This window comes from Streptomyces sp. NPDC048523 (assembly GCF_043199815.1).
Classification (GTDB): domain Bacteria; phylum Actinomycetota; class Actinomycetes; order Streptomycetales; family Streptomycetaceae; genus Streptomyces.
Genome location: NZ_JBICWQ010000019.1, coordinates 1 through 25,563 on the forward strand (window position 1 = coordinate 1; position 25,563 = coordinate 25,563).

The 25,563-nt window shown below is 69.0% G+C and carries 28 protein-coding genes, 1 tRNA gene and 2 pseudogenes; 22 read left to right on the plus strand and 9 right to left on the minus strand.

Translation table 11 applies throughout. The annotated features are described in order from the left end of the window. Nucleotides 1-361 precede the first annotated feature (361 nt). The gene (locus tag ACGFWE_RS42640) at nucleotides 362-2,170 is read left to right on the plus strand and encodes an acyl-CoA dehydrogenase (RefSeq protein ID WP_393605967.1); all 1,809 of its coding nucleotides are present in this window, start codon (nucleotides 362-364) and stop codon (nucleotides 2,168-2,170) included. A 36-nt stretch (nucleotides 2,171-2,206) separates the two neighbouring features. Here ACGFWE_RS42640 and ACGFWE_RS42645 read toward each other — a convergent pair whose 3' ends face one another. Together ACGFWE_RS42645 and ACGFWE_RS42650 are read right to left on the minus strand one after the other, a co-directional pair. Then, a complete protein-coding gene (locus tag ACGFWE_RS42645) occupies nucleotides 2,207-2,851 on the minus strand; it encodes a hypothetical protein (RefSeq protein WP_393605969.1) in 645 nt (214 codons plus the stop codon). Nucleotides 2,852-2,889: 38 nt separating this feature from the next. Next, nucleotides 2,890-3,666, minus strand: a complete 777-nt coding sequence (locus ACGFWE_RS42650) for a sulfotransferase (RefSeq protein WP_393605971.1) — start codon at nucleotides 3,664-3,666, stop codon at nucleotides 2,890-2,892. A 289-nt stretch (nucleotides 3,667-3,955) separates the two neighbouring features. Between ACGFWE_RS42650 and ACGFWE_RS42655 the strand changes: the two genes are divergently transcribed. Continuing rightward, nucleotides 3,956-5,293, plus strand: coding sequence for a cytochrome P450 (locus tag ACGFWE_RS42655; protein WP_393605973.1), 1,338 nt, complete (start codon nucleotides 3,956-3,958; stop codon nucleotides 5,291-5,293). 62 nt (nucleotides 5,294-5,355) lie between these two features. Here ACGFWE_RS42655 and ACGFWE_RS42660 read toward each other — a convergent pair whose 3' ends face one another. Continuing rightward, nucleotides 5,356-6,060, minus strand: coding sequence for a TetR family transcriptional regulator (locus tag ACGFWE_RS42660; protein WP_393605975.1), 705 nt, complete (start codon nucleotides 6,058-6,060; stop codon nucleotides 5,356-5,358). Nucleotides 6,061-6,678: 618 nt separating this feature from the next. Between ACGFWE_RS42660 and ACGFWE_RS42665 the strand changes: the two genes are divergently transcribed. The 9 genes from ACGFWE_RS42665 to ACGFWE_RS42705 all read left to right on the plus strand — a co-directional run bounded on the left by ACGFWE_RS42665 (nucleotide 6,679) and on the right by ACGFWE_RS42705 (nucleotide 12,402). Continuing rightward, nucleotides 6,679-7,224: a hypothetical protein gene (locus ACGFWE_RS42665; RefSeq protein ID WP_393605977.1), complete on the plus strand. Its 546-nt coding sequence runs from the start codon at nucleotides 6,679-6,681 to the stop codon at nucleotides 7,222-7,224. 202 nt (nucleotides 7,225-7,426) lie between these two features. Then, complete coding sequence (gene trpA, locus ACGFWE_RS42670) at nucleotides 7,427-8,260, plus strand: tryptophan synthase subunit alpha (protein ID WP_393605979.1); 834 nt, start codon at nucleotides 7,427-7,429, stop codon at nucleotides 8,258-8,260. A 34-nt stretch (nucleotides 8,261-8,294) separates the two neighbouring features. Next, nucleotides 8,295-8,837, plus strand: a complete 543-nt coding sequence (locus tag ACGFWE_RS42675; RefSeq protein WP_393605981.1) for a hypothetical protein — start codon at nucleotides 8,295-8,297, stop codon at nucleotides 8,835-8,837. A 91-nt stretch (nucleotides 8,838-8,928) separates the two neighbouring features. Then, a complete protein-coding gene (locus ACGFWE_RS42680; protein WP_393605983.1) occupies nucleotides 8,929-9,309 on the plus strand; it encodes a hypothetical protein in 381 nt (126 codons plus the stop codon). A gap of 348 nt (nucleotides 9,310-9,657) precedes the next feature. Then, nucleotides 9,658-10,329: a transcriptional repressor LexA gene (gene lexA / locus ACGFWE_RS42685; RefSeq protein ID WP_393605985.1), complete on the plus strand. Its 672-nt coding sequence runs from the start codon at nucleotides 9,658-9,660 to the stop codon at nucleotides 10,327-10,329. A 54-nt stretch (nucleotides 10,330-10,383) separates the two neighbouring features. Further along, a tRNA-Trp gene (locus tag ACGFWE_RS42690) sits at nucleotides 10,384-10,457 on the plus strand. A 155-nt stretch (nucleotides 10,458-10,612) separates the two neighbouring features. Further along, on the plus strand, nucleotides 10,613-10,798 hold the full coding sequence (locus tag ACGFWE_RS42695; RefSeq protein WP_393605987.1) for a hypothetical protein: 186 nt from the start codon (nucleotides 10,613-10,615) through the stop codon (nucleotides 10,796-10,798). A 122-nt stretch (nucleotides 10,799-10,920) separates the two neighbouring features. Beyond that, nucleotides 10,921-11,484: a hypothetical protein gene (locus tag ACGFWE_RS42700; protein WP_393605989.1), complete on the plus strand. Its 564-nt coding sequence runs from the start codon at nucleotides 10,921-10,923 to the stop codon at nucleotides 11,482-11,484. 174 nt (nucleotides 11,485-11,658) lie between these two features. Further along, on the plus strand, nucleotides 11,659-12,402 hold the full coding sequence (locus ACGFWE_RS42705; protein WP_393605991.1) for an SOS response-associated peptidase: 744 nt from the start codon (nucleotides 11,659-11,661) through the stop codon (nucleotides 12,400-12,402). A 356-nt stretch (nucleotides 12,403-12,758) separates the two neighbouring features. Here ACGFWE_RS42705 and ACGFWE_RS42710 read toward each other — a convergent pair. Then, a pseudogene (locus tag ACGFWE_RS42710) lies at nucleotides 12,759-13,058 on the minus strand (DUF6233 domain-containing protein); the annotation flags it as partial. A 53-nt stretch (nucleotides 13,059-13,111) separates the two neighbouring features. Here ACGFWE_RS42710 and ACGFWE_RS42715 point away from each other — a divergent pair. The 3 genes from ACGFWE_RS42715 to ACGFWE_RS42725 all read left to right on the plus strand — a co-directional run bounded on the left by ACGFWE_RS42715 (nucleotide 13,112) and on the right by ACGFWE_RS42725 (nucleotide 16,585). Beyond that, complete coding sequence (locus ACGFWE_RS42715) at nucleotides 13,112-14,122, plus strand: hypothetical protein (RefSeq protein WP_393605993.1); 1,011 nt, start codon at nucleotides 13,112-13,114, stop codon at nucleotides 14,120-14,122. Between the two features lie 40 nt (nucleotides 14,123-14,162). Beyond that, the gene (locus tag ACGFWE_RS42720) at nucleotides 14,163-15,209 is read left to right on the plus strand and encodes a DUF6292 family protein (RefSeq protein WP_393605995.1); all 1,047 of its coding nucleotides are present in this window, start codon (nucleotides 14,163-14,165) and stop codon (nucleotides 15,207-15,209) included. 467 nt (nucleotides 15,210-15,676) lie between these two features. After that, nucleotides 15,677-16,585, plus strand: coding sequence for a Ku protein (locus tag ACGFWE_RS42725; RefSeq protein WP_393605997.1), 909 nt, complete (start codon nucleotides 15,677-15,679; stop codon nucleotides 16,583-16,585). Nucleotides 16,586-16,695: 110 nt separating this feature from the next. On the opposite strand, the gene ACGFWE_RS42730 is transcribed toward ACGFWE_RS42725, so the two are convergent. Beyond that, the gene (locus tag ACGFWE_RS42730; RefSeq protein WP_393605999.1) at nucleotides 16,696-17,376 is read right to left on the minus strand and encodes an HNH endonuclease family protein; all 681 of its coding nucleotides are present in this window, start codon (nucleotides 17,374-17,376) and stop codon (nucleotides 16,696-16,698) included. A 303-nt stretch (nucleotides 17,377-17,679) separates the two neighbouring features. After that, nucleotides 17,680-17,832 (minus strand): hypothetical protein, encoded by a 153-nt coding sequence (locus ACGFWE_RS42735; RefSeq protein ID WP_393606001.1) that lies wholly within the window; start codon nucleotides 17,830-17,832, stop codon nucleotides 17,680-17,682. A gap of 32 nt (nucleotides 17,833-17,864) precedes the next feature. Between ACGFWE_RS42735 and ACGFWE_RS42740 the strand changes: the two are divergent. The 5 genes and pseudogenes from ACGFWE_RS42740 to ACGFWE_RS42760 all read left to right on the plus strand — a co-directional run. Next, a pseudogene (locus tag ACGFWE_RS42740) lies at nucleotides 17,865-18,170 on the plus strand (hypothetical protein); the annotation flags it as partial. Nucleotides 18,171-18,383: 213 nt separating this feature from the next. Next, nucleotides 18,384-18,863 carry a hypothetical protein gene (locus ACGFWE_RS42745; protein WP_393606003.1) on the plus strand — a complete coding sequence of 160 codons (480 nt, stop codon included), beginning with the start codon at nucleotides 18,384-18,386 and terminating at the stop codon, nucleotides 18,861-18,863. Between the two features lie 424 nt (nucleotides 18,864-19,287). Next, nucleotides 19,288-19,614: a PadR family transcriptional regulator gene (locus tag ACGFWE_RS42750; RefSeq protein ID WP_393606005.1), complete on the plus strand. Its 327-nt coding sequence runs from the start codon at nucleotides 19,288-19,290 to the stop codon at nucleotides 19,612-19,614. Continuing rightward, entirely contained in the window at nucleotides 19,611-19,967 is a 357-nt protein-coding gene (locus ACGFWE_RS42755) for a DUF1048 domain-containing protein (RefSeq protein WP_393606007.1), read from the plus strand. Before ACGFWE_RS42750 ends, ACGFWE_RS42755 begins: the two co-directional genes overlap by 4 nt. A gap of 1 nt (nucleotide 19,968) precedes the next feature. Beyond that, nucleotides 19,969-20,295: a DUF1048 domain-containing protein gene (locus ACGFWE_RS42760; RefSeq protein WP_393606009.1), complete on the plus strand. Its 327-nt coding sequence runs from the start codon at nucleotides 19,969-19,971 to the stop codon at nucleotides 20,293-20,295. A gap of 9 nt (nucleotides 20,296-20,304) precedes the next feature. On the opposite strand, the gene ACGFWE_RS42765 is transcribed toward ACGFWE_RS42760, so the two are convergent. Both ACGFWE_RS42765 and ACGFWE_RS42770 read right to left on the minus strand, forming a co-directional pair. Then, nucleotides 20,305-20,823: a hypothetical protein gene (locus ACGFWE_RS42765; RefSeq protein ID WP_393606073.1), complete on the minus strand. Its 519-nt coding sequence runs from the start codon at nucleotides 20,821-20,823 to the stop codon at nucleotides 20,305-20,307. 96 nt (nucleotides 20,824-20,919) lie between these two features. Beyond that, nucleotides 20,920-21,096: a hypothetical protein gene (locus ACGFWE_RS42770; RefSeq protein WP_393606011.1), complete on the minus strand. Its 177-nt coding sequence runs from the start codon at nucleotides 21,094-21,096 to the stop codon at nucleotides 20,920-20,922. A 247-nt stretch (nucleotides 21,097-21,343) separates the two neighbouring features. Here ACGFWE_RS42770 and ACGFWE_RS42775 point away from each other — a divergent pair, with 247 nt between their 5' ends. The 3 genes from ACGFWE_RS42775 to ACGFWE_RS42785 all read left to right on the plus strand — a co-directional run bounded on the left by ACGFWE_RS42775 (nucleotide 21,344) and on the right by ACGFWE_RS42785 (nucleotide 24,512). After that, nucleotides 21,344-22,780, plus strand: coding sequence for a carboxylesterase family protein (locus ACGFWE_RS42775; protein WP_393606013.1), 1,437 nt, complete (start codon nucleotides 21,344-21,346; stop codon nucleotides 22,778-22,780). Nucleotides 22,781-22,896: 116 nt separating this feature from the next. Beyond that, nucleotides 22,897-23,919: an alcohol dehydrogenase catalytic domain-containing protein gene (locus ACGFWE_RS42780; RefSeq protein WP_393606015.1), complete on the plus strand. Its 1,023-nt coding sequence runs from the start codon at nucleotides 22,897-22,899 to the stop codon at nucleotides 23,917-23,919. A gap of 233 nt (nucleotides 23,920-24,152) precedes the next feature. Next, nucleotides 24,153-24,512, plus strand: a complete 360-nt coding sequence (locus ACGFWE_RS42785) for a cyclophilin-like fold protein (protein ID WP_362576264.1) — start codon at nucleotides 24,153-24,155, stop codon at nucleotides 24,510-24,512. A gap of 27 nt (nucleotides 24,513-24,539) precedes the next feature. Here ACGFWE_RS42785 and ACGFWE_RS42790 read toward each other — a convergent pair whose 3' ends face one another. After that, nucleotides 24,540-25,385 carry a helix-turn-helix domain-containing protein gene (locus ACGFWE_RS42790; RefSeq protein ID WP_387847265.1) on the minus strand — a complete coding sequence of 282 codons (846 nt, stop codon included), beginning with the start codon at nucleotides 25,383-25,385 and terminating at the stop codon, nucleotides 24,540-24,542. Nucleotides 25,386-25,563: the final 178 nt, after the last annotated feature.

Consider the following 25,563-nt stretch of genomic DNA (forward strand, 5'->3'; position numbering starts at 1 on the left):
TCCGGATCAATGAGCCGGTCACCGTCACAACCCCGTCCGCCGGGGACACCACGGACCTGGGCGCCCTGCTGGACGCGCAGACCGGCTGAGCTTGTGTACCGTAGCGGCCTCGTGACGCGAGTAGCCGCTCTCCGCGGCCGGCGTCCGTGGCGCGTGCCGTGTGGCTGAAAGCATCCGGGGCCCTGCCAGGGAATGTATGAGGGGCGCCGTCTCTGCAGCAGCCCCAGTACGCTGCTACACGGGCACCTCAACTCACAGTATTCAGAGCATCGTTGAACGGGTATCTACCACGAAAAGCGTCGCCCGAATCGTGGTGATGATCATGATGTCTCGGGCGGGTCCTGAAGACTAGGTTGCCTCTGTGACCGACTCTCTTCTGTCTGAAGCCCCCGACTCCCTGGCCTCACTCAGACACGCCCTCTTCGGTCCCCGCGCCGAGCAACTCCACGGGCCCTGGACGAACCTCTTCTGCTCCGCTCCTTTCTCCTTCCAGGAAGGGCTGACGCACCAGGCACGCATAGAGCTGTCCTACCAGCGGCTTCGCCTCGTGAACGAGGCGGTCGCCGACCCAGGCGCGCTGGTCACCGACGCCAGTTTGCTCACAGCCCTGCACGAGTGGGTGGGAGCCGCTGACGCCGGCACAGGCACCATCGCCAGCATCCACTTCAACCTCTTCCTCGGGAGCCTGCTGGATCACGACCACGGCGACCGTGACCTGGGCCCGTACTTCCGCATGGAGCGGATCGGCACGTTCTTGTGTACCGAGCAGGCGCACGGCAACGATGCCGCTCAGATGGAGACCACCGCGACTTTCGACCGATCGACGGGCGGTTTCGTCCTCACCACCCCGACACGGGGGGCACGCAAGTGGATGCCCAACACGTCCGCGGCCGGCGGCCCGAAGGACGCCCTGGTGGCCGCCCGCCTGATGATCGACGGGAAGAACGAGGGAGTCTTCCTCTTCCTGACCCCGCTGTCCGACGCGAAGGGGCGCCATCTGCCGGGCGTGGAGGTGGAGGTACTGCCCGAAACGGCCAGCAGCCCAGTGGACCACTGCGCCACCTCCTTCCACGGGGTCCGCCTGCCGTACGGCGCGCTGCTGCAGGCCGACCACGGCCGGCTCAGCGCCGACGGCACCTTCACCAGCACTCTGGGCAGTCCCCGCAAGCGGTTCCTGCGCTCCATCGGCCGCGTCACCGTGGGCAAGCTGTGCATGAGCGCCTCCAGTCTGGGGGTGACCCGGCACGCCCTGACCGTTGCGGTACGCCACGGCCACCAGCGGATCACTTCCGGGATGACCAGGAAGCAGAGAGTTCCGCTGATGGCCCACCGCAGCCACCACGGGCCGCTGATCGGGGCCGTTGCCACCACATACGCGGCCACGCTGTTGCACCGGGCAGCGGTGCGGCGATGGACTCACGCCGACGAGCCGGAGCGCGCGGATGCCGAGCGGCTGGTGGCCATGGCCAAGGGGTGGATCACCTGGCAGGCGCGGCAGGTGATGACGGAGTGCCGGGAGCGGTGTGGGGGACAGGGGCTGGTCCTGGCGAACGGCATAGCCGGCCAACTGGCTGCCAACGAGGGCACCATCACTGCGGAAGGGGACAATCTTGTCATCTGGGTCAAGGCCGCGGGGGAGATGCTGATGGGCGGCTTCACGCCGCAGCCGCCTGGTGCGACAGACCCTTCCGGCTGGACGCTGCAGGACCCGGCCCAGTTGAACGCCTTGCTGGCGGACCTGGAGCGCATCCGTCACGAACGGGCCCGCGGGCGGCTGCGCGCGCGCCGGGTCGGTTCGCCCATGGACCGCTGGAACGGTACTTCCCGCTCGGCGCTGGCTCTGGTCGACGCCCATGTAAACCGGCTGGCCGCGCAGGAACTCCTGGCCGCGGCCGAGCAGGCTGCCGACCCGCAGGCCGGCCTGATTCTGCACGACCTGCACCGGCTGTTCGTCCTGCGCTACGTGGCCGCGCACAGCGGCGAACTGCTCGCGTACGAGCGGCTGACCGCGGGGCAGGTCCGTGCGCTGCCCGATGCCGTGGAAGCCGCCGTCGCAGCACTGGCTCCCCACACCCTGACTCTCACGGAGGCCTTCGCCGTGCCCGCCGAACTGTTGGACAACCATCCGATGCTGCGCACCGACCAGGCTGCCTCCCTCGTCCCGGCATGACCCCGCCGCTCCGGATATGTGCCGCGGGCTTGCAGGTCAGGCGTACATCCGGCCGTGCTGGAGGTAGGCGAAGCTGTCCCCGGCGCTCAGTACGGCCACCATGTCCTTGCACAGCTTCTGATAGGAGTCGTACTCCTCGCCGTTGAGGGTGATGCCGACGGCCGGCGCCTGCGGCCCGGTGGGCGTGGCCCGCTTCAGGGACTCGACCAGGTTGTAGGGGGCCTTGAGTTCGAGGACCTCCACCACCCTGCGGTAGCCGTCGAGAAGATGCTTGCGTTGATTGTCCGAGGTGCGCTGCACGGCGTGGACGGCGTTCGCCAGCGGGCCGTAGCCCGCCTGCTCCGCTCCGGCCAGCATGGTGTAGCAGTCCCGGAGAGTCTGCAGATGTGCAGGACTCACCTCCACGGCGTACAGGCTGGTCAGCTGCTTTCCCCTGGGGCTGTGCAGCACGTACCCGCCCGACTGGGGTGGCGCCCCGTCCTCGGGGAGCTTCTCCCACTTGAGCACGGCGGGCAGTCTCTGGTGGATCGCGCGCCATGCTTTGAAGGCGTCGCGGATGAGTTCGGCCTGGTCCAGGTAGAGCTCCATCAAGGTGTAGTCGCGCAGGCTGGACAGCAGAGGGTTCTCGATCTCGGTGAAGCGGACCAGGAATTCCATGTCGTCCGGTAACAGCACGTGCATCGGTCGGTCTCCTCCCATCGGCGGCGTGCTCCGGCGTGCTAGGTGGTGGCCTCGAACAAAAGGGTCCAGACGCTGAGGCCGGCAGGCGTGTGAGACGCCATGAACCGCGCCGTACCCGGTCCTCGCGTCCGGTGCTGCAACGGGAATTCCTGGTTGTCCAGGCCGACGCGCGACTCGGCGAGCTGCTGAAGACGCGGATCGCGCTCCATGTCCGCGCAGATCCTCTGCACCGCACGGTCATCGGGGTAACGGTGCTGGGCCAGCCGCAGCTCGGTCACCAGGCACGCGACCCACTTCTCCCGGTCGACGAGAACTTCGCGGGCCTCCTCGGACCACAAGGTCCAGCGCCAGAAGTTCGTCGGTGGCCGGCCCGTCGCGAACAACTGCGTGAACGGGTCGTTCGCCGCAACCACGTGCCCGTCAGGCATGAGTGCGCATGCCATCTCGCTCTGCCCGGCGAGCACCTGCCGCCAGTGCGGCGACGGCTGTTCTACCGGCAGTACCGGTTCGGCCCCGTACAGATCCAGGTAGGCGATGCGCAGGTGGTAGGGGCTGAACTTGAGGAGTTCGGTGATGCGCAGGAAAAGCTCGGGCTGGGGCCGGAAGTCGTTGTTCTCGACCTTCGCGTAGACGCCGGCTCCGCCGCCGAGGAGAACATCCACGTCGACCTGGCGCAGGCCAGGGGAACGCGGTCCGCCCCTCCTGCTCACCAGCGGGGGCAGCCCGGCATCCGGCCGCGTCATCTTGCCGCGGTAGTACCGCAGCAGCCACTGCCACACGTGCTCGTAGTCGTGCTCGGGCTTTCGGCTCCTCACTTGCTTCTCCCGTGCTGTCGAGCGTTCTTGCAACGTTCGCAGTCACACTGCGCCCGGAGTGCGGGCCGTTGCTAATCGGCTCACCGGCCTTGACGATGAACGCAAATCAAATCATGTGGGTCACCCAATTTGGAACGGCGTCACAGGCATCACCTCGCATCCATGCCCTCTTTAGATGCAATTGCAAAGGTCATCCCTTTTAGCGTGAACGCCCCTTCTGTTTGGTTTGCACGGAACCGGAGGGGTCGCACGTTTGTCACTCTGCGTAGCAAAGTCAGGAGCTCACCGCGTGACCGTCATCGACAATCCGGAAGGTGCCGACACCACCTCCGGCACCCCCGCAGCGCTCAGGATCCCCAGCCCTGCCACGCGGCAGCAGAGGCCTTCCCCCGCCGTATCCAGCGGGTGCCCATTCCACCTGAAGGGGTCCGCCCCTGGACGGAACAACGCCGCCGAGGGCAGCACCCTGCAGCAGCACGGCCCTGCCCCCGTGGCCGTGCTGCCGGGCGGTGTGCAGGCCCGGGTGGTCGTCGCCTACGACCTCGCCCAGCGCCTCGCTGCAGGAAGCGACGTCAGCCGCAACGCGGACCACTGGCCCGGCTTCCGCGACGGCAGCCTTGCCGTCGACGGCGTACTCCGTCAGTGGGCCGGACCCCGCAACGCACTCAACGCCGAAGGCGAGGAGCACGCCCGGCTGCGCGCCCCGATCCAGGCCGGCCTCACGCCTCGCCGGGTGCGCGAGATGACACCAGTGATCGAAACCATCGTCGAGGAGGCCCTCGACGACCTGGAAGTCCTCGCGGCCGACTCCGGCATCGTGGACCTGGTGCCCACCTTCGCCCTGCGGATCCCGCAACAGGTCATCACGCGGCTGATGGGCGTGCCGTCCTCACTCATGGGCCAGTTCGGCCGCGCGGCGACGGGACTGTTCGACACCTCGGCAGGCCCCGCGGACATGCAGCGCTCCATGGACACGGTGCTGACACTGCTGGGGGAGATGGTGGCCGCAAGGCGCACCCAGCTCGGTGACGACCTGGTCAGTGACTTGATCCGCGCCGCCGGACAGGCCGACAACCCGCTGTCCGACGAAGAGCTCCTGGCACAGCTGATGCTGGTCGTCATCGCGGCCACCGAAACCACGGTGCACGCCATCGGCACGCTGATCGTGCACCTGCTGACGCGGCCCGCCGAGCGCGCCCTCGTGGTCAGCGGGGAGGTCTCCCTGGACGACGCTTTGGACGAGAGCCTGCGACTGCAGCCCCCGGCCGCCAGCGTCCCCCTGCGTTTCGCCGTCCGCGATTTCGAAGATGCCGAGAGCGGCCAGACGTTCCGGAAAGGCGAACCGATCCTGATCCACACCGCAGCCGCCGGCATAGATCCGAACGTCCACACCGCACCCGGCGCCTACGATGTCCGCCGGCCGACCCGCCGCAAGCACCTCGCGTTCGGCCACGGACCGCACGTATGCCCGGGCGCACCACTGGCCCGGCGCGAAGTAACCATTGCCGTCTCCCGCTGGCTGAACCGCTTCCCGGAGGCCCGCCTGGCGGCCGACACCGCGCAGCTGTCCCAGCCGCCCTCTTTCATCGCCAACGGATTCACGAGGATCCCCGTCCGGCTGGGCTGACGCACCGCAACGCGCGTTTTCGGGGGGCAGCCCGCTGCCCCCGAAAACGCGCGCCCCGCGGATCAGCTTGTGGACTCCGGCGCGGCCTCGCGCTTCGCCTTCAAGTCCTCCTGCAAGGAGGCGAAATAGGCCTCAGCATGCTGGGATGTGGGGATCAGCTCGTGGCCACGTCCGACGGAGAGCTGCAACTTCGCCAGCGTCTCCGGAGTCGCCACGGAGCGCACCATCTGCTGGTTCAGCACGGCCACCGCAGCCGCCAGCTCGTCGTAATTCTCCCTGAAGCGCAGGTCCAGGCCGACCCACGCGTCGATCCACAGACCAGCCCAGTCACCGGGTTCCACTCCCGGCTGGAGCTCGCCCAGGTCTCGGGCATGCGTCATCAGCTCGGTGATCACCGGGGTGTACGCCCGCCAGAGGTACCCGAAAAAGGCCTTCCCCTGTTCCGTCGCCAGCCGGTTCGCCGCCCTGATCACCGTCACACGAGGCGTCAGCACCGCCAGGAGAATCGACGCGTCGACGACACTCTGCAAGAGGGGCGAGGCCGGAGTGATCGAGTCAATGATCAGCGACTCGGTGACCACGCTGTACGCGAGCTCGTCCTTGTCTTTCCAGAGGTTGTACAAGGACCCCCTTGAGGCACCTGCCCGATCCAGGATCTGGTCGACCGACGTCGCGGCGAAACCCTGCTCGGCGAACAACTCTGCGGCAGCTTTGAAGATCGCGTCGTACTTCGCCCGCGCTCGGGCTTGAACTGGCTGCCGTGCCACCGTGCCTCCTGAGTTCCAAACCGGTCCCCGCCCACTGCCGGACTGCAGGGCCCGACCGACACAAAACCACTCACAGCGCGTGAGAGGTCTCTGTGTGCGGACAGTAAGCGATGAGGTTAGTCGCATCATCACTGCGCGCACTACGCCGCCGTTGATTCTTTCGCACCGCACATGATTGAGTCTCTGTAACCAAACCAGGTGACTGACCTTGTTTTGAGGGTCGGGGAGGCGGCGAACGTCTCCGAGACTCACGCATTCCAGGGCGCGTGAGCCAGGACACCTCGGGCCACCAGGCCCGTGCGCCGCCCATCTGGATGGCTGGCAGGGACATGCCTCTCCTGTTGTCGCAGGAGAGGCACGCCCCGCCTTCGACTCGTTGCGAGTCACGCTCGGCAAACAACTGAATGTGGCCGTGTCCTGTTGTCGCAGAACACGGCCACCAGTGGCGGCTCGTGAGAGCCGCCCGCACCCAGAGCTCGAACCCACGAACCCGCTGGGGTGCCACAGAGGCGTGTTGTCGCACGCCTCGCACCAGGATAGCCGCACCTGTTCTGCTCACAGCAGGACTGGGCGCAACGTCCTGGGCTGGAGCCCCAGCACCCTCAACAGGAGGTTGCTGTGCGCCGTCCATGGACGCACCACCGCTTCACCCGCCGCGCGGGATCCGGACTCCTCGCCGTCGCGGCCGTAGCCGGCACCGCGACGATGCTGTCCGCCGCCCCGGCATCTGCCCTGAGCTGGCACTGCTCCAAGAGCTCCCACACCATCGACACGGCCAACTACTCAGGTCCGTGGCCCGACAACTGGAAGATCACCGTCCAGAACTGCGCGGCGCGCAGCGGGTCCTACGTCTACGGCAAGGCCACCATCAAGTGGGACGGGCCGACGTACTACAACACCGGCCCCAACATCTTCGATGGCGCCAAGTACCGCCTGGTGCTGAAGAAGTCGGTCGCCGGCACCGACCCGACCGTGGCGAAGAAGGACTACGACCTCGAGGAGAAGCTGGAGGCACACCCCGGCTCCGGCTCCTACACGACCGGCACGATCAAGGCGAAGGTCAACCGCACGAAGGCGTACGCCGACGGCACCCTCCTCCTCGACTGGCACCAGTGCTGCGGCGGCTACAAGTCGTGGGGCTACGCGGCCTCGCCGAAGGCCTGAACCGCCAGCGACCGGTGGGCCTCCCAGGGAACTGACTCGGTTCTCGGCCGAACCGCCATGTCCCCGCAACGGGCGCCCGACCTCCCCCCGGGTCGGCTGGGGCTCCTTGCCCAACCCCGGGCTCCATCCGACCCGGTCAGCTGCTTCCCCTTCGCCCTCGCCACAGCTGTCCCGCCTGATCTGGCACCTCCGAGAGGCCGTCATGCGCACCTCACCCCTGTCCTGGTCTGCCGCCCGTCTCGACTACGCCCCTGCGATCGCCCGCGAAGAGCATCGCGCTGCACTCGCGATCTACCTGCCCGTCGGTTACCCGAGCCGTGCGGCAAGTCGCGACGCCCTGCTCGCGGCGGCCGACCATGCAGACGTGCTGGAGCTGGGAGTTCCGCACCCTCGTCCCCACATGGACGGACCGGTGATCCAGCAAGCCGCTGCACAAGCACTCTCGGGCGGCTTCCAGATGCGGGACCTGTTCGCAACCGCCGTAGAGCTCACGGCCCGCACTAGTACCGCCCTGCTGGTCATGTCGTACTGGGAGCCGATCCGTTGCCACGGCCCGCAGTCCTTCGCCAGGGAGTTGGCCGCCGCCGGCGGCGCGGGGGTGCTCGTACCTGACCTCCCCCCGGCCTCGGCGTCGCTCTGGCACGAGGTCGCCACGGAGGCCGGCCTGTACACCGTCTCTTTGGCTCCACGCCACGCATCTGCCGCGCGTCTCGCCGAGCTCCGCGAGACGACGACCGGCATGGTCTACGCCCCTGCCACGCCGGGGCTGACCGGTACCCGCCGCCCGCTCAGTCCTCACCTGCCGCGCCTCGTACGCCGCCTACGCGAGGCCACCGGCCTGCCGGTCGCCACCGGAATCGGCATCAGCTCACCCAAACAGGCAGCCCTGGCCGCGGGGTTCTCGGACGCAGTGGTGGTCGGCTCCGCCGTCATGCGCCGCATGCAGGCCCACCCCGACGCTCCCGCCCCGGCCGCCGCAGCCGTGTGCCGCGACTTCGCCCAGGCCGTCCGCCGGGCACACCGGGCCGCGGCCTGAGCCCGCTGACCCGATGCGAACCGGAGATCCATTCGTGAGCCTCCCCCAGCCCCACACCAACGCCGACGACGGCTTCGTCCCCGAATACACGTTTCCCGACTGGTACACGCGCAACGCCGCGCAACGTGCGGATGCCACACCTCCCGTGGCCTGGCACAGCGTCGACAACCCCGCACTCGATCTCACAACTCGCTGCCGCACGTGCGCCGCGGCTGAGGTCGCCTCAGTCACCGTCCGCTCCCACCAGGGCCTGCTGGTGCTGATGCGCTGGCAGGCCATCGACGGGCCCTTCTGCCGGCCGTGCGGCGTCACCCTCGTCCGCAAACTCACTGTCCGGACCCTGTGCCTGGGCTGGTGGAACCCACTTTCCCTGCTGATCTACGCCCCCGTGGCGCTGGTGTCCAACGCCGCCGCCTTCCGGCGACTGCGACGCCTGCCGCCGTCCGTCCCGCTGCCCGGCCGTCCGCAGGCCGACCCCGGCGCCCCGGTCCTCCGGCGCCCCCAGGCGTACGTCGCTCTCATCCCCCTGGCCGCAGCGATCTGGCTCCTCGCCGCCGCGCTGGCCTCCGTCAGCTAATGCGTCAGCCGTTCGCCCGCGCTCCGCCGCGTCCAACCCGTTCCTTCACCCCCCGTGCCTACAGCAGAACAACTCGCAGATCGGAATCAAGATGAAGATCCGGAAGACCGTAGCCGCCCGAACCCTGGGGCTCGGCGCGGCGGTTGCCTCCTGCCTCATGCTGACGAGCGGCGTCGCCCAGGCGGGCTCCTTCGGTCCCAAGGCGATGGTCGACGTGGACGGCGTGAAGCGCGGCACGGCGCAGTTCGTCGCGAATGGAGACAAGCTCACCGTCTGCGACACCAGGGCCGACGGCTTCGCTCCCAAGGTGTCCGTCTACTACGCCAACAGCGACACCCTCGTGTGGCGCGTGACGGCCAACCTCGGCAAGGGCTGGTGCGTGAGCAGCAGCAAGAACCTCAGCGAGACACGCAGGTACGACTTCTGGGCCACGGGCCTCAACCAGCGTCTCTACGTCGGCACAGCTGGCTGATCCCACAGCGATACCGGCCACCGCGACGTGCAGTCCCGGTACCTGTTCGGGACAAAGGCCCCCGAGTTCTGCGCTCGGGGGCCGGGTGGCCGAACAGTTTGTCCATCGCAATGGTGAGACTCATGTCGAAGTCGTGGTCCACGCCGTCACCTCTACGCTGCGTCCGAGACGACCGCGGCGCGACGCGCAGCCATGTCCGCAGGAACCGCTCGTAGGAGGAAGACGCGGCGGCGGCACCCGGCGGCCGGCAGCGACGTTCAGAGCCCTCAGTATCGAAACAGTGTTCCATTTACCAGGGATGGCGGGTTATGGTCACGCTCTGAGAGATCTTGTACGGAGGTGCCCCGGATGGAGAACGCCGCGCCCGCGCGCCGAGGTCGTCCACCGGGCGTTCAGACTGCCGAGGGGGAGCTGACGGACCGGCAGGCCGCCATCGTCCGTTGCATCACGGAGGCCGTCCGGCGACAAGGCTATCCACCATCGATGCGGGAGATCGGCCAAGCCGTGGACCTCGCCAGCACATCCTCGGTCGCCTACCAACTGATGGCACTGGAACGCAAAGGTGTCCTCTACCGCGACCCCCACCGCCCCCGCGCGTACCGTGTACGGCCGTCATGGGCACCCGACCTCGGAGGCCGGGGCGAAGCGCCCGTGGACGTCCCGCTCGTCGGCCGGATCGCCGCCGGCGCACCCCTGCTCGCCGCCGAGATAGTCGAGGACGTCTACCCCCTGCCCCGCCAAGTCGTAGGCGACGGTGACCTGTTCGCCCTGACCGTGTCCGGTGACTCCATGATCGATGCTGCGATCTGTGACGGCGATGTCGTGACCGTACGGCGCCAGGACAGCGCCGATCACGGCGACATCGTCGCCGCCCTCCTGGACGACGAGGCCACAGTGAAGGTCTTGAAGCGACAGGACGGACGGGTCTGGCTGATGCCGCGCAACCCATCCTTCGAACCGATCGCCGGCGACGACGCGCGCATCCTCGGCAAGGTCGTCGGTGTCCTGCGGCTCCTCTGAACAGAAAACCCGTGGAGAAGAGCCGGTCGATCATGCCACGCTGAATCCCATCGAAGGGGCGTAGCTCAGCTGGCCAGAGCGCCGGTCTCCAAAACCGGATGCCGCAGGTTCGAGTCCTGCCGCCCCTGCCGGATGATGTCGGCGAGCGAGCCGAGAACTCCGCCCCGGGCGTCACACTGATCCGGTGCTGAACGAGCACTCACCCCCTCATCGCCAGGTTCCCCCACGGGCCACGGCCACCCGCCCGGTGCCCACTGTCAGACCCAGCAACGATGATGCCCCCATGCCGATCACCATGCAGAGCTACGCCCTCACCTGGACCGACGCCGACGGGGTACCCCGCGCATCCGCCGTCTCCTACGACCAGAGATCTGCCGAACACCGCAAAGGTGAACTCGAGAAGGCCCACGCCACCGACATCGAGATCCTGCCGATCAAGCCCGGCGAACTGCCTGAACCCAAGGCATGACATGCAACTGGCCGCCCCCAAGGCCCTCTGGGCGGCCTTCCGATCGAAAGCAACCACAGACTGGATGATCGGTAGGCGGTCCCCACAAGGCGGACCGCACCCTCAGACCTCGCGGAGACCGCATGAGTGAGAGCAGCGCCCACCCTCTCGGCATCGAGCCGCCCCTCCCCCATCTCATAGACGGCGCCAACGAAGAGGAACTCACAATCAACCTGGGGCTGGGACTCGTGGCCCGGAAGGCCGCGGAGGCTGAGTACATCCTGCACAGCATCTACGTGCACCTCGTCGAAGCGGAGAAGGCCTACAGCGAACTGGCAGTCGCTACCGGCGGCAAACTCGTCCAGCAATGCCGAAAGAAGCTCGGCGAGGCCACCCTTGCCGCCTCGTGTAAGACGTCGCTCACCAAAGACCTGGACGCTACGGAGGAAGGGTTCCGCCTACGGAACCGCTACCTGCACGGCTACTGGATCTACGACGACGAGTCCTACCAGTGGCTCACCTTGAAGGGAGCCCACCACAGTCAGCGTCCCGAGATCACCTTCACCGACAGCAGCGAAGTGTGGGAACTCGCCGAGCGCTTCCAGAAGCTCTGCTCCAGCCTGCTCCACTGGGACACCGCCCACTTCGGCGAACTGGCCGACGACGAGGACGGCCACCAGGGCCTGGTCTCGCGCAAGCGGGTCTGACCCTCGGCGCGATACGGCTGGACGATCGGTTCGTGGGGCTGATGGTCGGACAGCTGGACATCGAGGCGTCTTTGCGTCTCGCGGGCCTGGACGACGTCGATGACGTCTGAGGGCAGCAGCCTGTTTGGTCACGTTCGACGCCAGACCACACCCTGCTAGTGCAAGAGTGGCGATATGTGCGGTCGATACGCCTCCACTCGCAGCCCACAAGAGCTGGCCCCGCTCTTTCAGGTGCCCGACGTCCCAGCGAAGGAGACCCTCGCACCGAACTGGAACGTCGCCCCGACCAACGACGTGTGGGCGGTCCTCGAGCGCGCACCCCGCGGCGAAGAAGACACCGATGCGGTGCGGCGGGAGCTGCGGCCGCTGCGCTGGGGGCTGGTGCCGTCGTGGGCGAAGGACGTGAAGGCCGGCGCCCGGATGATCAACGCGCGGGTGGAGACGGTGCACGAGAAGCCCGCCTACCGCCGCGCCTTCACCCGGCGCCGTTGCCTCTTGCCCGCCGACGGCTTCTACGAGTGGGAGCAGATCAAGGACCCGGCCACCGGCAAGGCCCGCAAACAGCCGTACTTCATCCACCCCCAGGACGAGCAGGTGATGGCTCTGGCGGGCCTTTACGAGTACTGGCGCGACCCGGCCGTCCAGCAGGACGACGACCCGGCCGCCTGGCTGATGACCTGCACCATCATCACCACCGAGGCCACCGACGCGGCCGGCCGCGTGCATCCGCGCATGCCGCTCGCCCTCACGCCCGACCACTACGATGCCTGGCTCGACCCCGAGCACCAGGATCCCGACGAGCTGCGGGCCCTGCTCGGCCAGCCGGCCGAAGGACACCTGCAGGCCCGGCCCGTCTCCACCGCCGTCAACAACGTCCGCAACAACGGGCCGCACCTCCTCGACGAACACCACGCGTGACGACTGCCGGCCCTTGCGCGCCGCGGCGGAGGCGAGTTCGCGCGGACAGCGAGCGCGGTGGGGTCGGGTGTGGCACGGTGGAACCAGGCTGGCTCCGTCGCTTTCCCCCGTAGCGACGGAGCCAGCCTCAATCTGTGCTCCCGCGCGACCACCCTGGTGAGAAGCGTTCGTCGCAGACCTGGCGCAGGTCGGCATACATCCGCAGCCGCACACACTCGCTGTCCGGCATTCGGCGCGCCGAGATGGGGGCTCCGGTGCGTGGCCGCCCTGCAGCGGGCTGGGGCTAAGTCGATGATGTGGAGCTGGGCGTCGGGACGGCAGTGGGTGCAGGCCTCCAGGCCGGCGGCCAGGAGGCGGCGGGCCTCGCTGCGGTCGACGGGGCGGCGGCGCTTGCCGGCCATGTAGCAGTTCCCGGCGTGGACCTGGACGGGCGGGCGGCCGGCGCCGATGCCGAGTTCGACGATCCACTCCGGCGGTTCGGGCCGGTTGCGGTGACCGTGTTCCTTTTCGGCTTGGCGGCGCTGCAGGGCCTCGATCTTCGCGTCGATCCGCCGCACCCACAGCAGGTGCCAGGTGCGCAGAGTCTGCAAACGGTCCAGGTCGGGTGGCAAGTCATCGAACACATTTTTGATTCTATGCTCATGATCACGGCTCATCCCCTCGCGTGTTCGATTTTTTGTTCGATAGCGTGGTGGGGGAGGTGAGCACGATGAGCAGGCAGGTGACGGCGAGCGGACGCCAGGGTGTGGTGATGCATGTGCGCTGCCCGGACCGGCTGGATCAGGAGGTCTACCGGCAGGTCCTGGAGCAGCTCGCGGAGCTCTCGCCGGTCGTGCAGGCCCTGCCGCCGACCGCCGCCCTGGTGGAGCTGAAGGGTGCGCTGCCGTACTACGGCGTGGACGCGCGCCGCCTGGGTGAGGTCCTGCGGGTGCGCACCCTGTCCCGCCTCGGGATCGACGTCCGCGTCGGGATCGGCCCCTCGATCACGGTCGCGGCCACCGCTTCCGCCCAAGTCCCCGACCCGGGCGGGGTCCTGGCGGTTACCCCCGAGGAGGCGGCCGACTGGTTGGGCGGGCTGCCGGTGGAGGCCCTGCACGGCATCGGCCCCCGCCAGGCCGCCGTCCTGCGCGACTACGGCATCCACAGTGTCCGCCTGCTCGCCGCCGTGTCCCCGGCGACCGTGCAGCGCCTGCTGGGCGGCAAGGCCGGCCGGCTCGCTGCCGACCGGGCCCGCGGCATCGACCCCCGCCCCGTGGTGCCCCGGGCGCTGCCTGCCTCGGCGAGCGTGCGGTGTTCCTTTCCCCGGCACACCCTGGACGGTGCCGAGGTCCGCGCCGCCCTGCTCGATCTGGTCGTCCGGCTCGGGAGGGATCTGCGCCGGCGCGACCAGGCGGCCCGCGCGCTCACCCTCACCTTGTCCTTCGCCGGCAACACCAGCTGGGAGAAGACCCGCCGCCTCGCGGAGCCGTCCGCGCACGAGGATGACCTGCGCACCCTGGCCTACCAGCTCATCGACGCGGCCGGCCTGCAGCGCGGACGACTGACCGCCCTCGCCCTCAGGGGTGAGGACCTGATCGGTGCCGGCCAGGTCGCCACGCAGATCAGCCTCGATGAGGCCCGCGAGGCCCGGCTGGTGGCCGAAGCGGCCGTCGACCGCGTCCGGGACAAGTTCGGCGCGAGCGTGATCGGCCCGGCCGCTGTCTTCCGCAGCGCCTCCTGACCCCACCCCCACCCGATTCGCTGCCGCGGAGGTATCGGCCGTGCTCCTTGACCCGCCCGGATCCCTGGTCGACCCCAAGGGGCTGCCGCACTGGCCCTACGTCCAGGCCGTCGACGACGCCCTCGCCGCACGCGGCATCGCGCCGGGCACGGTCCGGGCCAACCACACCAGCCTCGAACACGGCATGACCATGTACACGGTGATGACGTGGGACGTCAGCCGGACCGGCGGCCACGGCGGCCTCCAGCTGCACTGGCAGGAACGCAAGGGCTGGTTCTACGCCCTGGCCGGGCTGAGCCAGTTCGACGTCCACTTCTACACCGTCCTCACCCCGCTGCGTACGCCGATGCCCGTCCCCGAGGCGGTGGCCGACGTCGCCGAACACCTCGTACGCTTCCGCCGGATCACCGAATCCGAGTACGGGCAGCAGTGGGAAGGCGCCAGCGACGTGCAGGCCGCGGCGAACGACTTCCGCCGCGCCCGCCTGGGACTGCCGCCCCTCGGCCACCAGCAGCGGGCCGGTGCGGGATTGGGGGCGGGCAAGGAGAGTATGGAGGGGGAGGGCGTGCAGCTGACCATCGACACCCAGCGGGACACCTACGAGCAGGCGATCGCGGCCGTACAGGCCGCCTACGGCCTCAACCCCGCCGCCGTCACCAGTAGTTGGCCCGACGCGCCCGCGCACGAGCCCCGGCCGGGCCCGGAAACCCTCAGCAGCGACGACCTCGGGCAGGGCTGGACGGAGCGGATGCTGTTCGACACCGTCGCCGCACTCATGCCCGGCGCCCGCGCCGTCCTGCGCCGCCTGGTCGAAGTCGGCGGCACCGCCACCTACGACGACATCCAGACCCACTTCGCCGGCCACCAGGAAACGCCGATCGAGCCCAAGAGGATCGGCGGAACGCTCACCAGCGTCCGCGCGGTCCGCCGCCGGATCGGCCCCGACAACCGCACCCAGCTGCTGGAGCGCAACGAGAGCGCACGCCTCTACCAGATCGAGCCCGCCCTCGTCGAAGGCCTGAAGAAAGCATTCGACCTCGCCGCGATCCGCCCCGACCTACTCCGTCAGGACCCGGCCGGCCCCTGAGCCGAAATAACTTCCAGACCACCGCAACGCAGCCAGCCTTGCGGAAAACAACGACGCCCCCTGGGCCGGGCACCGCCATCACCACGGCAGCGGCCGCCACCACTGACCCTGCTGGAGAACGACGGTGACGTCGACATCACCAGTGGGTCGATGCCGACCCCGGCACGGGGCAGGACTGATCTCCAGCCAGGGACGGCACGCGCATCACCCGACAACGCCCTGGGCCCACTGCCTGCTTGCGAGCGCCGTCCACCTGAAGGGTGACAAGTACGCCGGCCTGTCCGTCGAGAAGGGATACTGCTGGGACGCCGCCTGACCTGCCCTTCCTCGCTGTCCTACTCTCAAACGGCACACGATGGGGCGTGTCGGTCTTGGCACCAGCGTGCGGCGCGGGACGCCCGCGCGCATGCGGGCCAGTGGGGGTGCTCGTAGGCTAATGCTGCTCGGGGCTCACGCGGAGGTCCCTCATGCCCCGAACCATTTGGAGCGGCGCCATCTCGTTTGGCCTGGTCAGCATCCCTATCCGCGTGGCATCTGCGACCGAGAACCATTCGATCCAGTTCCACCAGTACCACCTGGAGGACATGAGCCGGGTGCGGGTGCGGAAGATCTGCGATCTGGAGGACCGGGAGATCCCCCAGTCGGAGATCGGCAAGGGCTACGAGTACGCCAAGGACCAGGTGGTGGCGATCTCTGACGAGGAGCTGCGGGAGCTGCCGCTGCCCACGGCGAAGGCGATCGAGATCCAGGCCTTCGTGCCGCTGGAGTCGATCGACCCGATCCGCATCGCGGAGGGCTACTACCTGGTGCCGGACGGGCAGGTCGCGGCGAAGCCGTACAAGCTGCTGCGGCAGGCTCTGAACAGGTCGTCGAAGGTGGCGATCGCCAAGTACGCCTGGTCGGGCCGGGAGCGGCTGGGTCTGCTGCGGCTGCGCGAGGACGCGATCGTGCTGCACGCGATGCGCTGGCCTGACGAGATTCGCGATCCTGCCGCCGTCGACCCGCCGCACGAGCAGGTGTCAGAGGAGGAGATCGAGGGGGCGCTCGCCCTGATGGAGTCAATGTCCCGCGACGACCTCGACGGGCCGGAGTTCGAGGACACCTACACCGACGCCCTGGCGAAGATCATCGAGTCGAAGCGGGAAGACAAGCCGCTTCCCGAGGCCCCGGAGACGGAGCAGCCGGGCAAGGTTCTCGATCTCATGGCCGCCCTGACCGAGTCCGTCCAGCAGGCCAAGGCCTCCCGCGGCGAGGACGCCGACGCCGACGTGCACGAGATGCCGAAGAAGAAGACCGCGAAGAAGCAGCCGGCCAAGAAGACGGCGGCGAAGAAGACCGCGAAGAAGACGCCAGCACGCGGCTCACGCAGCGCCTGACTGCACGTGTCCTGTCACCGGGCCGATGTCGCGCGCGTCCGCTACGCCCACCGCAGGTGCCCCGATGCCGACCCGTGCCGCGTCCCCAGCACGGGTCGGCATCGTCGGCGTTACGGCGCCGGGATGTAGTGGACGACGGTCATCTGGCACGGTCCGCCGGCGTAGACGTTGAGGGTGTCGATCTCGCTCTGGTCGGCGCTTAGCCCCCAGCGGAGCTTGGTCGCGGTCCATTCGGCGAGGTAGCGGCAGGTGGCGGTCGGGGCGGGCGGCATCCAGGTGCTCGGGTCCTGGTCGGCCTTTTGGCGGTTGGTGCGCGCGGTGACGGCGACCAGGCTGGCGGCGGCGTCCTGGTCGTTGGCGTACGCCTCGCGCCGTGCGGCGCTCCAGGCGGAGGCGCCGGAGTCCCACGCCTCGGCGAGGGGGACCATGTGGTCGATGTCGAGCTTGGCGGGGTCGCTGACTTCCTGCTCGTCGTAGTACGACAGCCACTCGCCGTCGGTCAGCTTGCAGCCGGCCGACACGGTCGGCGCCTCGGACGCTTCGGCCAGGAGGACCTCGGCGCGGGTGTTGCAGCCGTCCGCCGGGTCCAGGCCGGAGTTCCAGTGCTTGAACTTGCCGCGGGTGTATCCGGCGCGGGACTCCTCGGCAACCGGCACCTGGCCGATCGCGTAGGAGAGCGGGAAGGTCTGCGCCGCCGCGGCGGCCGGGGCGGCGTCCGCTGAGGCGGGCACGGCGAGCGGAGTGAGGGAGAGGGAGAGCGCGGCCAGGACACGCAGCATGTTCTTGATCACGACGGCAGGCATAGCGGTGAACGACCGGACCGGTCAGCGATCAGGACCTCATTGTCGGCCGGTCGGCGGAACGGCTTCACCGCCGAACCGTTCCGCCCGGTCACCCGGTTGACGTCGGTGCCCGCCGTTACCACGCCAGAGCAGCGCGGGCGCGGTGGGCGGCGCGGACGCGCCCGTACATCGGGCGCGCTCACCGCTGTTGCGCGCGTGCGAGCCTCCGCGCGTCACCACCGTCAGTGCGGCGGTTACGCCGGGCGGGGGACGTCGGAGGGGGAGAGGTATGGGCGGGCAGCTGGTACCCCACTACTGCGAAGTGAGCGACTCAGCCGTGCGCTTGCGGGCAGCCAGAGCGCCCTCCAGGCTGGGCCGCTGCCGTACCAGCTCTGCCCACTCCTCGTCTGTCGTGTCAGCCCGGATCAGGGCGGCCTCGTACATGGCGAACTCGCTGAACTCCATGACTGTCCAACGACGGGGTTCAGAAACAGGCACTGCGGGCCAAGCCGATGTTCGCCCAGCTCACCGCCACCGGTGTCAGGTGGGCCGACGGCAGCCAGAGCAGCGCGGACGCCGTGATCTGGTGCCCCGGCTTCCGCTCGGCACTGGCCCACCTCGCCCCGCTGAACCTGCGCGGCCCATGGGGGCAGATCCCCACCGACGGCACACGCGCACTCGGCGAGCCGCGGCTGCACCTGCTCGGCTACGGCCACTGGACCTGCCCGGCCTCGGCCACCCTCATCGGTGTCGGCCGCACCGCAGCGACGCCGCCCACCACGTCGGTCGGCTATGGAACGTGACATAACTACTGAATCAGTGTCAAGTGCCGTTAAAAACAGGGAAGTTGAGCGTATGCGCTTAGATACCCGCCCGTATACGCAAGGGAGAAATTCACCCGCCCGGGCTCCAGCAGCCCCGCCACCACCCCCTCGGGGCGAAGGCCGGCGAAGCGCCGCACCGTCGGCGCGGCTGCTGATGTACTGGCGCCCCAAAGCCGAGGAGAGGGGCAGACGTTGGCCGGGTACAGCAGGGGCTACACGATGGAGGCACGGGGCGCCTGGTCCCGCTGGACCTGCGAACGGGAGGGCTGCGGGCAGGCCGGCACAACCCGCGGCGACCAGCACGACGACATCGCCGCCATGCAGGCGTCCAACCACCAGCAGGTAGCCCACTACGAGGCCCTCATCGGCGACGCAGTCGCCGTGCTCACCGATGCCCATGAAGCGGTGCGCCTGCTCTCGGGCGTCGTCACCGACGTCGACACGACGACCTACCGCGGCGACGCCTGCGTGACACCCGAGGCAGCCCAAGACGCCCTGTACGCCTGGACGAACCAGCTCACCGGCATGCTCCCCGAACCCCCGGAGGGGGAGGCACGGTGGAACTGGAGGTGGGCGCGCGACCACGGCCGCAGGGCCGCGTGCCAGCACGACACGCGCCGCCCGGTGCCCACGCTGGATCTGGAGACGGGAAAGTCCACCACCGTCCACTGATCACGGTGGACCGGACGTTGCCGGGCCCGTGGTCGAGGGCGGGATGGGCGGCGCGGACACGGCGGGGGATCGGGGGCGCTCACCGGTGTTGCGCCTCGCCGTATGGCAGACGGGGGACGTCGGCGGGGGAGAGGTCGGGGCGAGCGCGGTGCCAGCGCGCGGGATGACGCCACCGGCCGGAGGCGTCGCGGGCGACGTCGACGCCGACTTCCACCACCAGCTCGGTTCCACCAGCGTGACGTTCAGCGTTTCCCGGCTGCCCCACCCGGCGGTTCTCTGTCAAGTTCTGCGTGTTGCGGTAGGCGAAGCCCCAAAGCCTGCAGAAGGGCAAGACTGCAGCGCTGACCAATCCTCCACTACTCGGTGATACTCTGTAGTGGTACTCGGTAGTACGTAGTACCGCTAGGGGTGAGGGGAACTCGCGTTGGACGACCTGACGGAGATGCTGAAGGGCACGCTGGAAGGGTGCGTACTCGAGATCATCGGCCGCGAGGAAACGTACGGGTACGCCATCACTCGTCAGCTCAACGAGCTCGGCTTCGCCGACGTCGTCGAGGGGACGGTGTACACCATCTTGCTGCGGCTGGAGAGGAACAAGCTCGTCCAGGTGACGAAACGACCATCCGGGGTCGGTCCGCCACGCAAGTTCTATGCGCTCAACGACGCCGGACGCGAGGAGCTCGCGAAGTTCTGGGCGAAGTGGCAGTACGTCTCATCACGCGTCGACAGGCTCAAGGGGGGCGGGAGATGAACTTCTGGGAGAAGATCACAGGCAGCGATCTCACCAGGGAATGGAAGGCGTTCCAAGCCCGGGCCGAGGCCCTGCCGGACGCCTACCAGGCGGCGTGGGGGCAGATCATCGCCCACCTCTTCCCTTTTGGAGACTTCACCGGCCGCAACTTGATGCCGATCCTCGACGCCGCCCTGGGGCTGCTCGAAATCGCAGCGGCGGACGGACAGAGCGTCCAGGAGGTACTCGGCGACGACATCCCGGGGTTCTGCACCGCGCTGGCCGGTGGAGAGGGGGCTCGAACCTATCGCGACCGGTGGCGCGAGCAGTTGAACAGGAACGTCGCAAAGAAGCTGAGCCAGCTGGGAGGCTGACGTGAGCATCCAGGACATCACCGAGGGCAAGAAGCAGTGGCGGGCACACATGGCTCGGGTCAAGGCGCTCCCGCCGGACTATCAGATCGTCTACAAGGAGATGCAGAAGTACCTGTTCAAGGTCGGACCGATCGACCTGCCTGACGGACCCCTGCTCCCCGGGATCGTCGACTTCTTCGAGGAAGGCGCCGCAGCAGGCAAGGGGGTCCTAGAGCTCATCGGCAACGACGTTGCCGCGTTCTGCGACGACCTGGTCAAGGACTCACGCACCTATGCGGACGCCTACCAGGAGTCCCTCAGCAGGGAACCCGGTACGGCAGAGAAGTAGGCATCGGCTTCAACACGCCGATCCAACAGGGAAAGCGGAGAACGACCAGCCCGTCCACGGATGGTCGGCGGTGGCCGGGGTGAGCAGGGGTGCGATCGCGCGGCCGGCGGCCGCGGCCAGCGTGGTGGTACGGCCGACATAGTGCAGGTGCCCGCCAGTGTCGTACCGGCCCAAGAGCAGGGAACCGCTCGTCTCGATCGGCTTGTACTTCAGCCAGCCCCGCGCCGACGGCCGGTAGGAATCCGTGAGCCGCTTGAACAGCACACCCTCCAACCCGACGGACCCCCACGTCAGCCACTGCGCCACGGTCTGCGGGTTGGTGGTCGACGGGCACAGCGTCCACGGCGCGGTGAGCCGGCGGGCGGCGAAGACGGACTCGAGGGCCGCCCGGCGGCGCTGATAGGGCCAGGCGGTCGTGTCGGTGCTGGACAGCCGCAGCAGGTCGAAGGCGGAAGCCCGCAGGTTCGCGGAATCCTGAAGCTCGAACGGGCGGAACTCGCACGCCCTCAGGGGCAGTGGCAGGGCCAGGGGTTCGGTTCACAGTCCGACACTGCACCTGGTGGAGGTGCGGGGGATGGCGCTGAGCAGTCATCGCGGACAGCGCAGTGAGGGGCTGTGGAAGGTTCAGCCGCGCAGCAGCTCGTGCTGCCATTCGCTCTCCGGCTGGTGGTGCAGGTCAAGGTATGCCTGGGCGAGCACGGCCGGATCGAAGCGCGTTTCACCGCCGCCGATCGCTCCGGCGATGGTGACACTGGTCGCGTACACGCCCGTTCCCGCCAGCTGCGCATGCAGTGCCTGCACGACTGGGTTCCCCTGGCCACAATCCACCGGGCGCGCTGACAGCAGGACCTCAGGCCGTCCGGGCCACCGCGGCGGCCCGGCGGCGAGAAGGAGCGGAGGAGAGGTGTCACCTGATGACCACCAGGTGACCGCTGTCCGCACGGCACCTTGTCGGAGTCCAGGGAATGCTTGGAGAGCGTCACGGCGAGCGATCAGCCGCCGCCACTTCGCGCGAACTACCCCGACCGACCGGAAGGAATCTCACGCCATGACCGCGACCGCGCCCAAGGCTCCGACTGCACCAGGGGTGCGGTCCTGGTGGGGAATCCCCTACGCCACCGCCGAGCGGTACCGCCGGCCCGCGGTCGCGGATTTCGATCCGGATCTCCCGTACGACCGCAAGGGCGTCGTTTCTGTCCAGCCCGACAGCGGCGACTGGCTCGAAGCGGACAGCGGGATGGGCGAGGACTGCCTGAACCTGAACGTGTGGGCCCCCGAGAGGCCGGCCGACAAGGCGCTCCCGGTGACTGTGTACATCCACGGCGGCGGATTCGAGTTCGGTGCGAACACACAGTTCACCTCGAACGCCTCCGGTCTCGCCGCGACGGGGCGCGTGGTGGGCGTGTCCATCAACTACCGGCTCGGCGCCCTGGGCGCGCTCTCGCTCTCGCAATATGGCGGGCGCCTCGCCGAGGCCAGCAACCTCTTCCTCCAGGACATCATCGCCGCGCTCACCTGGGTCCAGCGGAACATCGCCCATTTCGGCGGAGACCCCGACAATGTCACCGTCTACGGCCACAGCGGCGGCGCCTACTCCACCTTCGGTCTGCTCGGCGCCTCTTCCGCCGATGGCCTGTACCGGCGCCTGGCCGGGTTCTCCGGCGGGCCCGCCCGCAGCATCCCGGCCTGGTGGGCCGAGGAACTCGCGCACCTGTTCGTCACCGAACTCGGCGTCGCGAACAACCCGGAGAAGCTGCTGGACCTCGACCCGCTCTCCCTGCGGGACGCCCTGCGCAAGGTCGCCCCGACCGACCTCGGAGTCCGCGGCGGGGTGGACAACAAGGCCACCGGCGTCGTCCTGGATATCGGGCAGCCCGGCGCGGTCGTGCACGCCCACCCCATGGACGTCCTCGCCTCGGGCGCGCACCGCGACGTCGACATCCTGCTGAGCATGGCCAGCGACGACATGGGCTGGTGGGTGGCGAACGACCTCGACCGGTTCGACCCGGGCACCGTCGACCGCGTCGTCGACGAGGTCGCGGGGTGGCGCATCTCCCGCTCCCGCGCGCAGAAGATCGTCGACGCCTACGACCAGGGCGGCCGTACCCCGGCCGAGGTCCGCGCCGCGGTCATGGCGGACTACCTCTTCGCGATCCCCGCAGCTCGCGGCGCTCTGGCCCACGCCGCCGCAGGCGGAAACGCCCACCTCCTTCTGATCGGGCCCGCCGAGGGCGCGCCCGCCGTGCACGGCACCGAGATGTACGCCCTGGTCGGCCAGGAAAAGCCGGGCCGCAGCCCCGAACAAGCCGAGCGTGACACGCGTATCCGCGACATCGTGCTCGACTTCGCCACCGGCCAGCAGACCCGGCTGTGGCCCGCTGTCACGGACCGGCCCACCTCGGAAAGCGTCGGCAGCCCTCCCTTCGAGGCCACCGTCCACTACCAGCAGGTCCTCGACCTGTGGGAGGGCATCGACCGCCCCTGACAGCCGTCGGCGACACAGAGACGCACAACGGCGCAGGTACGCCACCGGCTGTCCGCACGCGGACCCCCGGCCCAACCTTCGCACCACCATGAGGCCAAGGAGACAAGGAACTCGGCATGCGCCAATCGACAGCAGCCGGCGGAGCCACACTCGCGACGATGCGGGCCGTCGTCGTCACCCGCCCCGGCGGCCTTGAAGCACTGGAGATCAAGGAAATCCCCGTACCTGTACGCAAGCCCGGCTGGGTGCGGATCAGGGTGAAGGCGTTCGGGGTCAACGAGTCCGAGGTCACCACCCGCAGGGGCGAGTCGGACGCGGTGGTCACCTACCCGCGGGTTCCCGGCATCGAGGGCGTCGGCGTGGTCGATGAGGCCGACGCAGACAGCGAGCTGAGGCCGGGCCGGCAGGTGGCCACGATGATGGGCGGCATGGGCCGCTCGTACGACGGCGCGTACGCCCAGTACGTGACCGTCCCGGCGGCGCAGGTGATCCCGTTTGAGTCCGGCCTGCCGTGGGAGGTCGTCGGTGCGCTGCCGGAGATGTTCCAGACCGCCTACGGATCGTTGACCACTGGCCTGGACCTCAAGGCCGGGCAGACGCTGCTGATCCGCGGCGGCACCTCCACGGTCGGGCTGAGCGCGGCCACCATCGCGAAGGACCTCGGAGCCACCGTGCTGTCCACCACCCGCAGCCCGGAACGAGCCGGGGACCTGCGGGCCGCGGGCGTCGACCATCCCCTCGTCGACAGCGGCACGATCGCCGACCAGGTGCGCGAGCTGATGCCGGAGGGTGTCGACGCCGTACTGGAGTTGGTGGGCTGCTCGGTCCTCGCCGACAGCCTGCGCACCGTCCGTCGGCACGGCACGGTCTGCTTCACCGGAGCCCTGGCGGGCCAGTGGTCGATCCCCGATTTCAGCCCGTTCATGATCCCGGGCGGGGTGCGGCTGACGTCCTATGGCGGTCAGGCAGCCGACCTCCCGGCCGACGTCTTCGCCCGCCAGCTCCAGGCCATCGCCGCAGGGCGTCTCAAAGTCCCGGTCGCGAAGGTCTACCAGGGCCTGGAGCAGGTCCGTGACGCCCAGGCCGATGTCGAGTCCGGCACCACGCCGGGCAAGCACGTCGTCGTCCTGGCCGACTGAGACCTGGCAACTGAGAAACGACAACCAACCGCGCACGATGCCTGCCGGTCGACGACGGCCGGCCACAGCATCCGTACGAGGAACTGGCACTGGAGTGGGAGAAGTCCTTGATAGACGGCCCAGCCCGGCACCCCACCGGGCGCCTGCCAGCAGGCGCCGGGCTTCCAGGAGGCGCCGCTCGTCGATGAGTTCCCTTACCCGCTGCCAGCAACACCCCAGAGAGCAGGAGCCATATGAGAATCCGACTGACTGCCGGAGAGACCGTCCTCACCGCAACCCTCGACGACAACGCGACGGCACGCGACTTCGCCTCGCTGCTTCCGCTGACGCTGCAGATGGACGACCTGCTCACGCGCGAAAAGTACGGTCACCTGCCCCGGTCTCTGACCGCAGGGGGCAAGCCGCAGTTCGGCTACGAGATCGGCAACATCGCCTACTGGTCACCCGGTCCCGACATCGCCGTCTTCTATGACCACGACGGCCAGTCCATCCCCGACCCCGGCATCGTCATCCTCGGCCACATCGACTCGGGGGCCGATGCTCTCAAGAAGTACGACGGCGCAGTCGACGTCACCATCGAGGCCATCGACTGAGACCCGCCCGGAAACCACCGAGAACCGTCAGCCAGGGAGCGGAGGGGGGACGGTGGCGGCCTCGCCGGCCGCGAAGGCGGCCGGGGTGAGGCCGGTGCGGTCGCGGAAGAAGCGGCCGAAGTTCGCGGGGTCGGTGAAGCCGAGGTGGACGGCCACCCTCCGAGCATCCCACCGGGCAGCTCCCAGAAGGCGCCGGGCTTCCAGCAGGCGCCGCTCGTCGATGAGCTCGCGCACTCCCTTGCCGGTGGCGTCCCGGGCGGCGCGGCTGAGGGTGCGGACCGAGCAGCCGAGCAACTCGGCGTAGTCCGCGGCTTGGTGCAGCTCACGGAAGTGCAGCTCCAAGGCGTCCAGGAAGCGTCCGTACCGGTCGGCGCGGCCCGCGTGGGCCGTGGCCGTGCCGATGGGGGCGATGCCCGGGGAGTTGGCCAGGCGCAGCAGCAGCGATTCGAGCAGGCTGCGCCGCAGCGCGTGGTGGATGTCCAGGGGGCGGCGCCCCAGCGCGCGGTGTTCGTCCAGGAGCTGGAGTGCCGTCTGCTGGAGCCAGGCGGTGTCATCGGGGTGCGGGCTGAGCACGGCAGGGGCCGCGTGCGCGGTGAGCGGGCCCAGGAGACGGGCGAGGTCGGGCCGCAGCACGTCCGGTTCGAACAGGATGAACGGGCCGCGGGCCTCGCCGGGCGGATGCCAGCACTGTGCATGTCCGGGACGCACCCACAGCCACTGGCCGGGGGTGACAGTCCGAGTGACGTGGTCGACGTCGTGCTGCAGCTCACCCTCGGTGACGGCGATGAGGTAGTGGAAGGTGGCGCGGCCAGGCCGGGGCGGGTTCCACGGCCAGTCGTCGTGCTGGGCGAAGAAGTCCTCGACGGTACTCACCTCAAGGCCGTACGGGGTACCGACCGGGGGCTGGAAAGCGAACAGCGGAACCGCGGCCGGACCGGCCGTGCTGCCACTCGGGCCTGAGTGTCGCTTATCGACCATCACGTGTCCGCAGCCTACCGCCCTTCCGGTCGGCTGCGGCGGAAGGATGGGACATGCCACCGGGCCCGCGCGG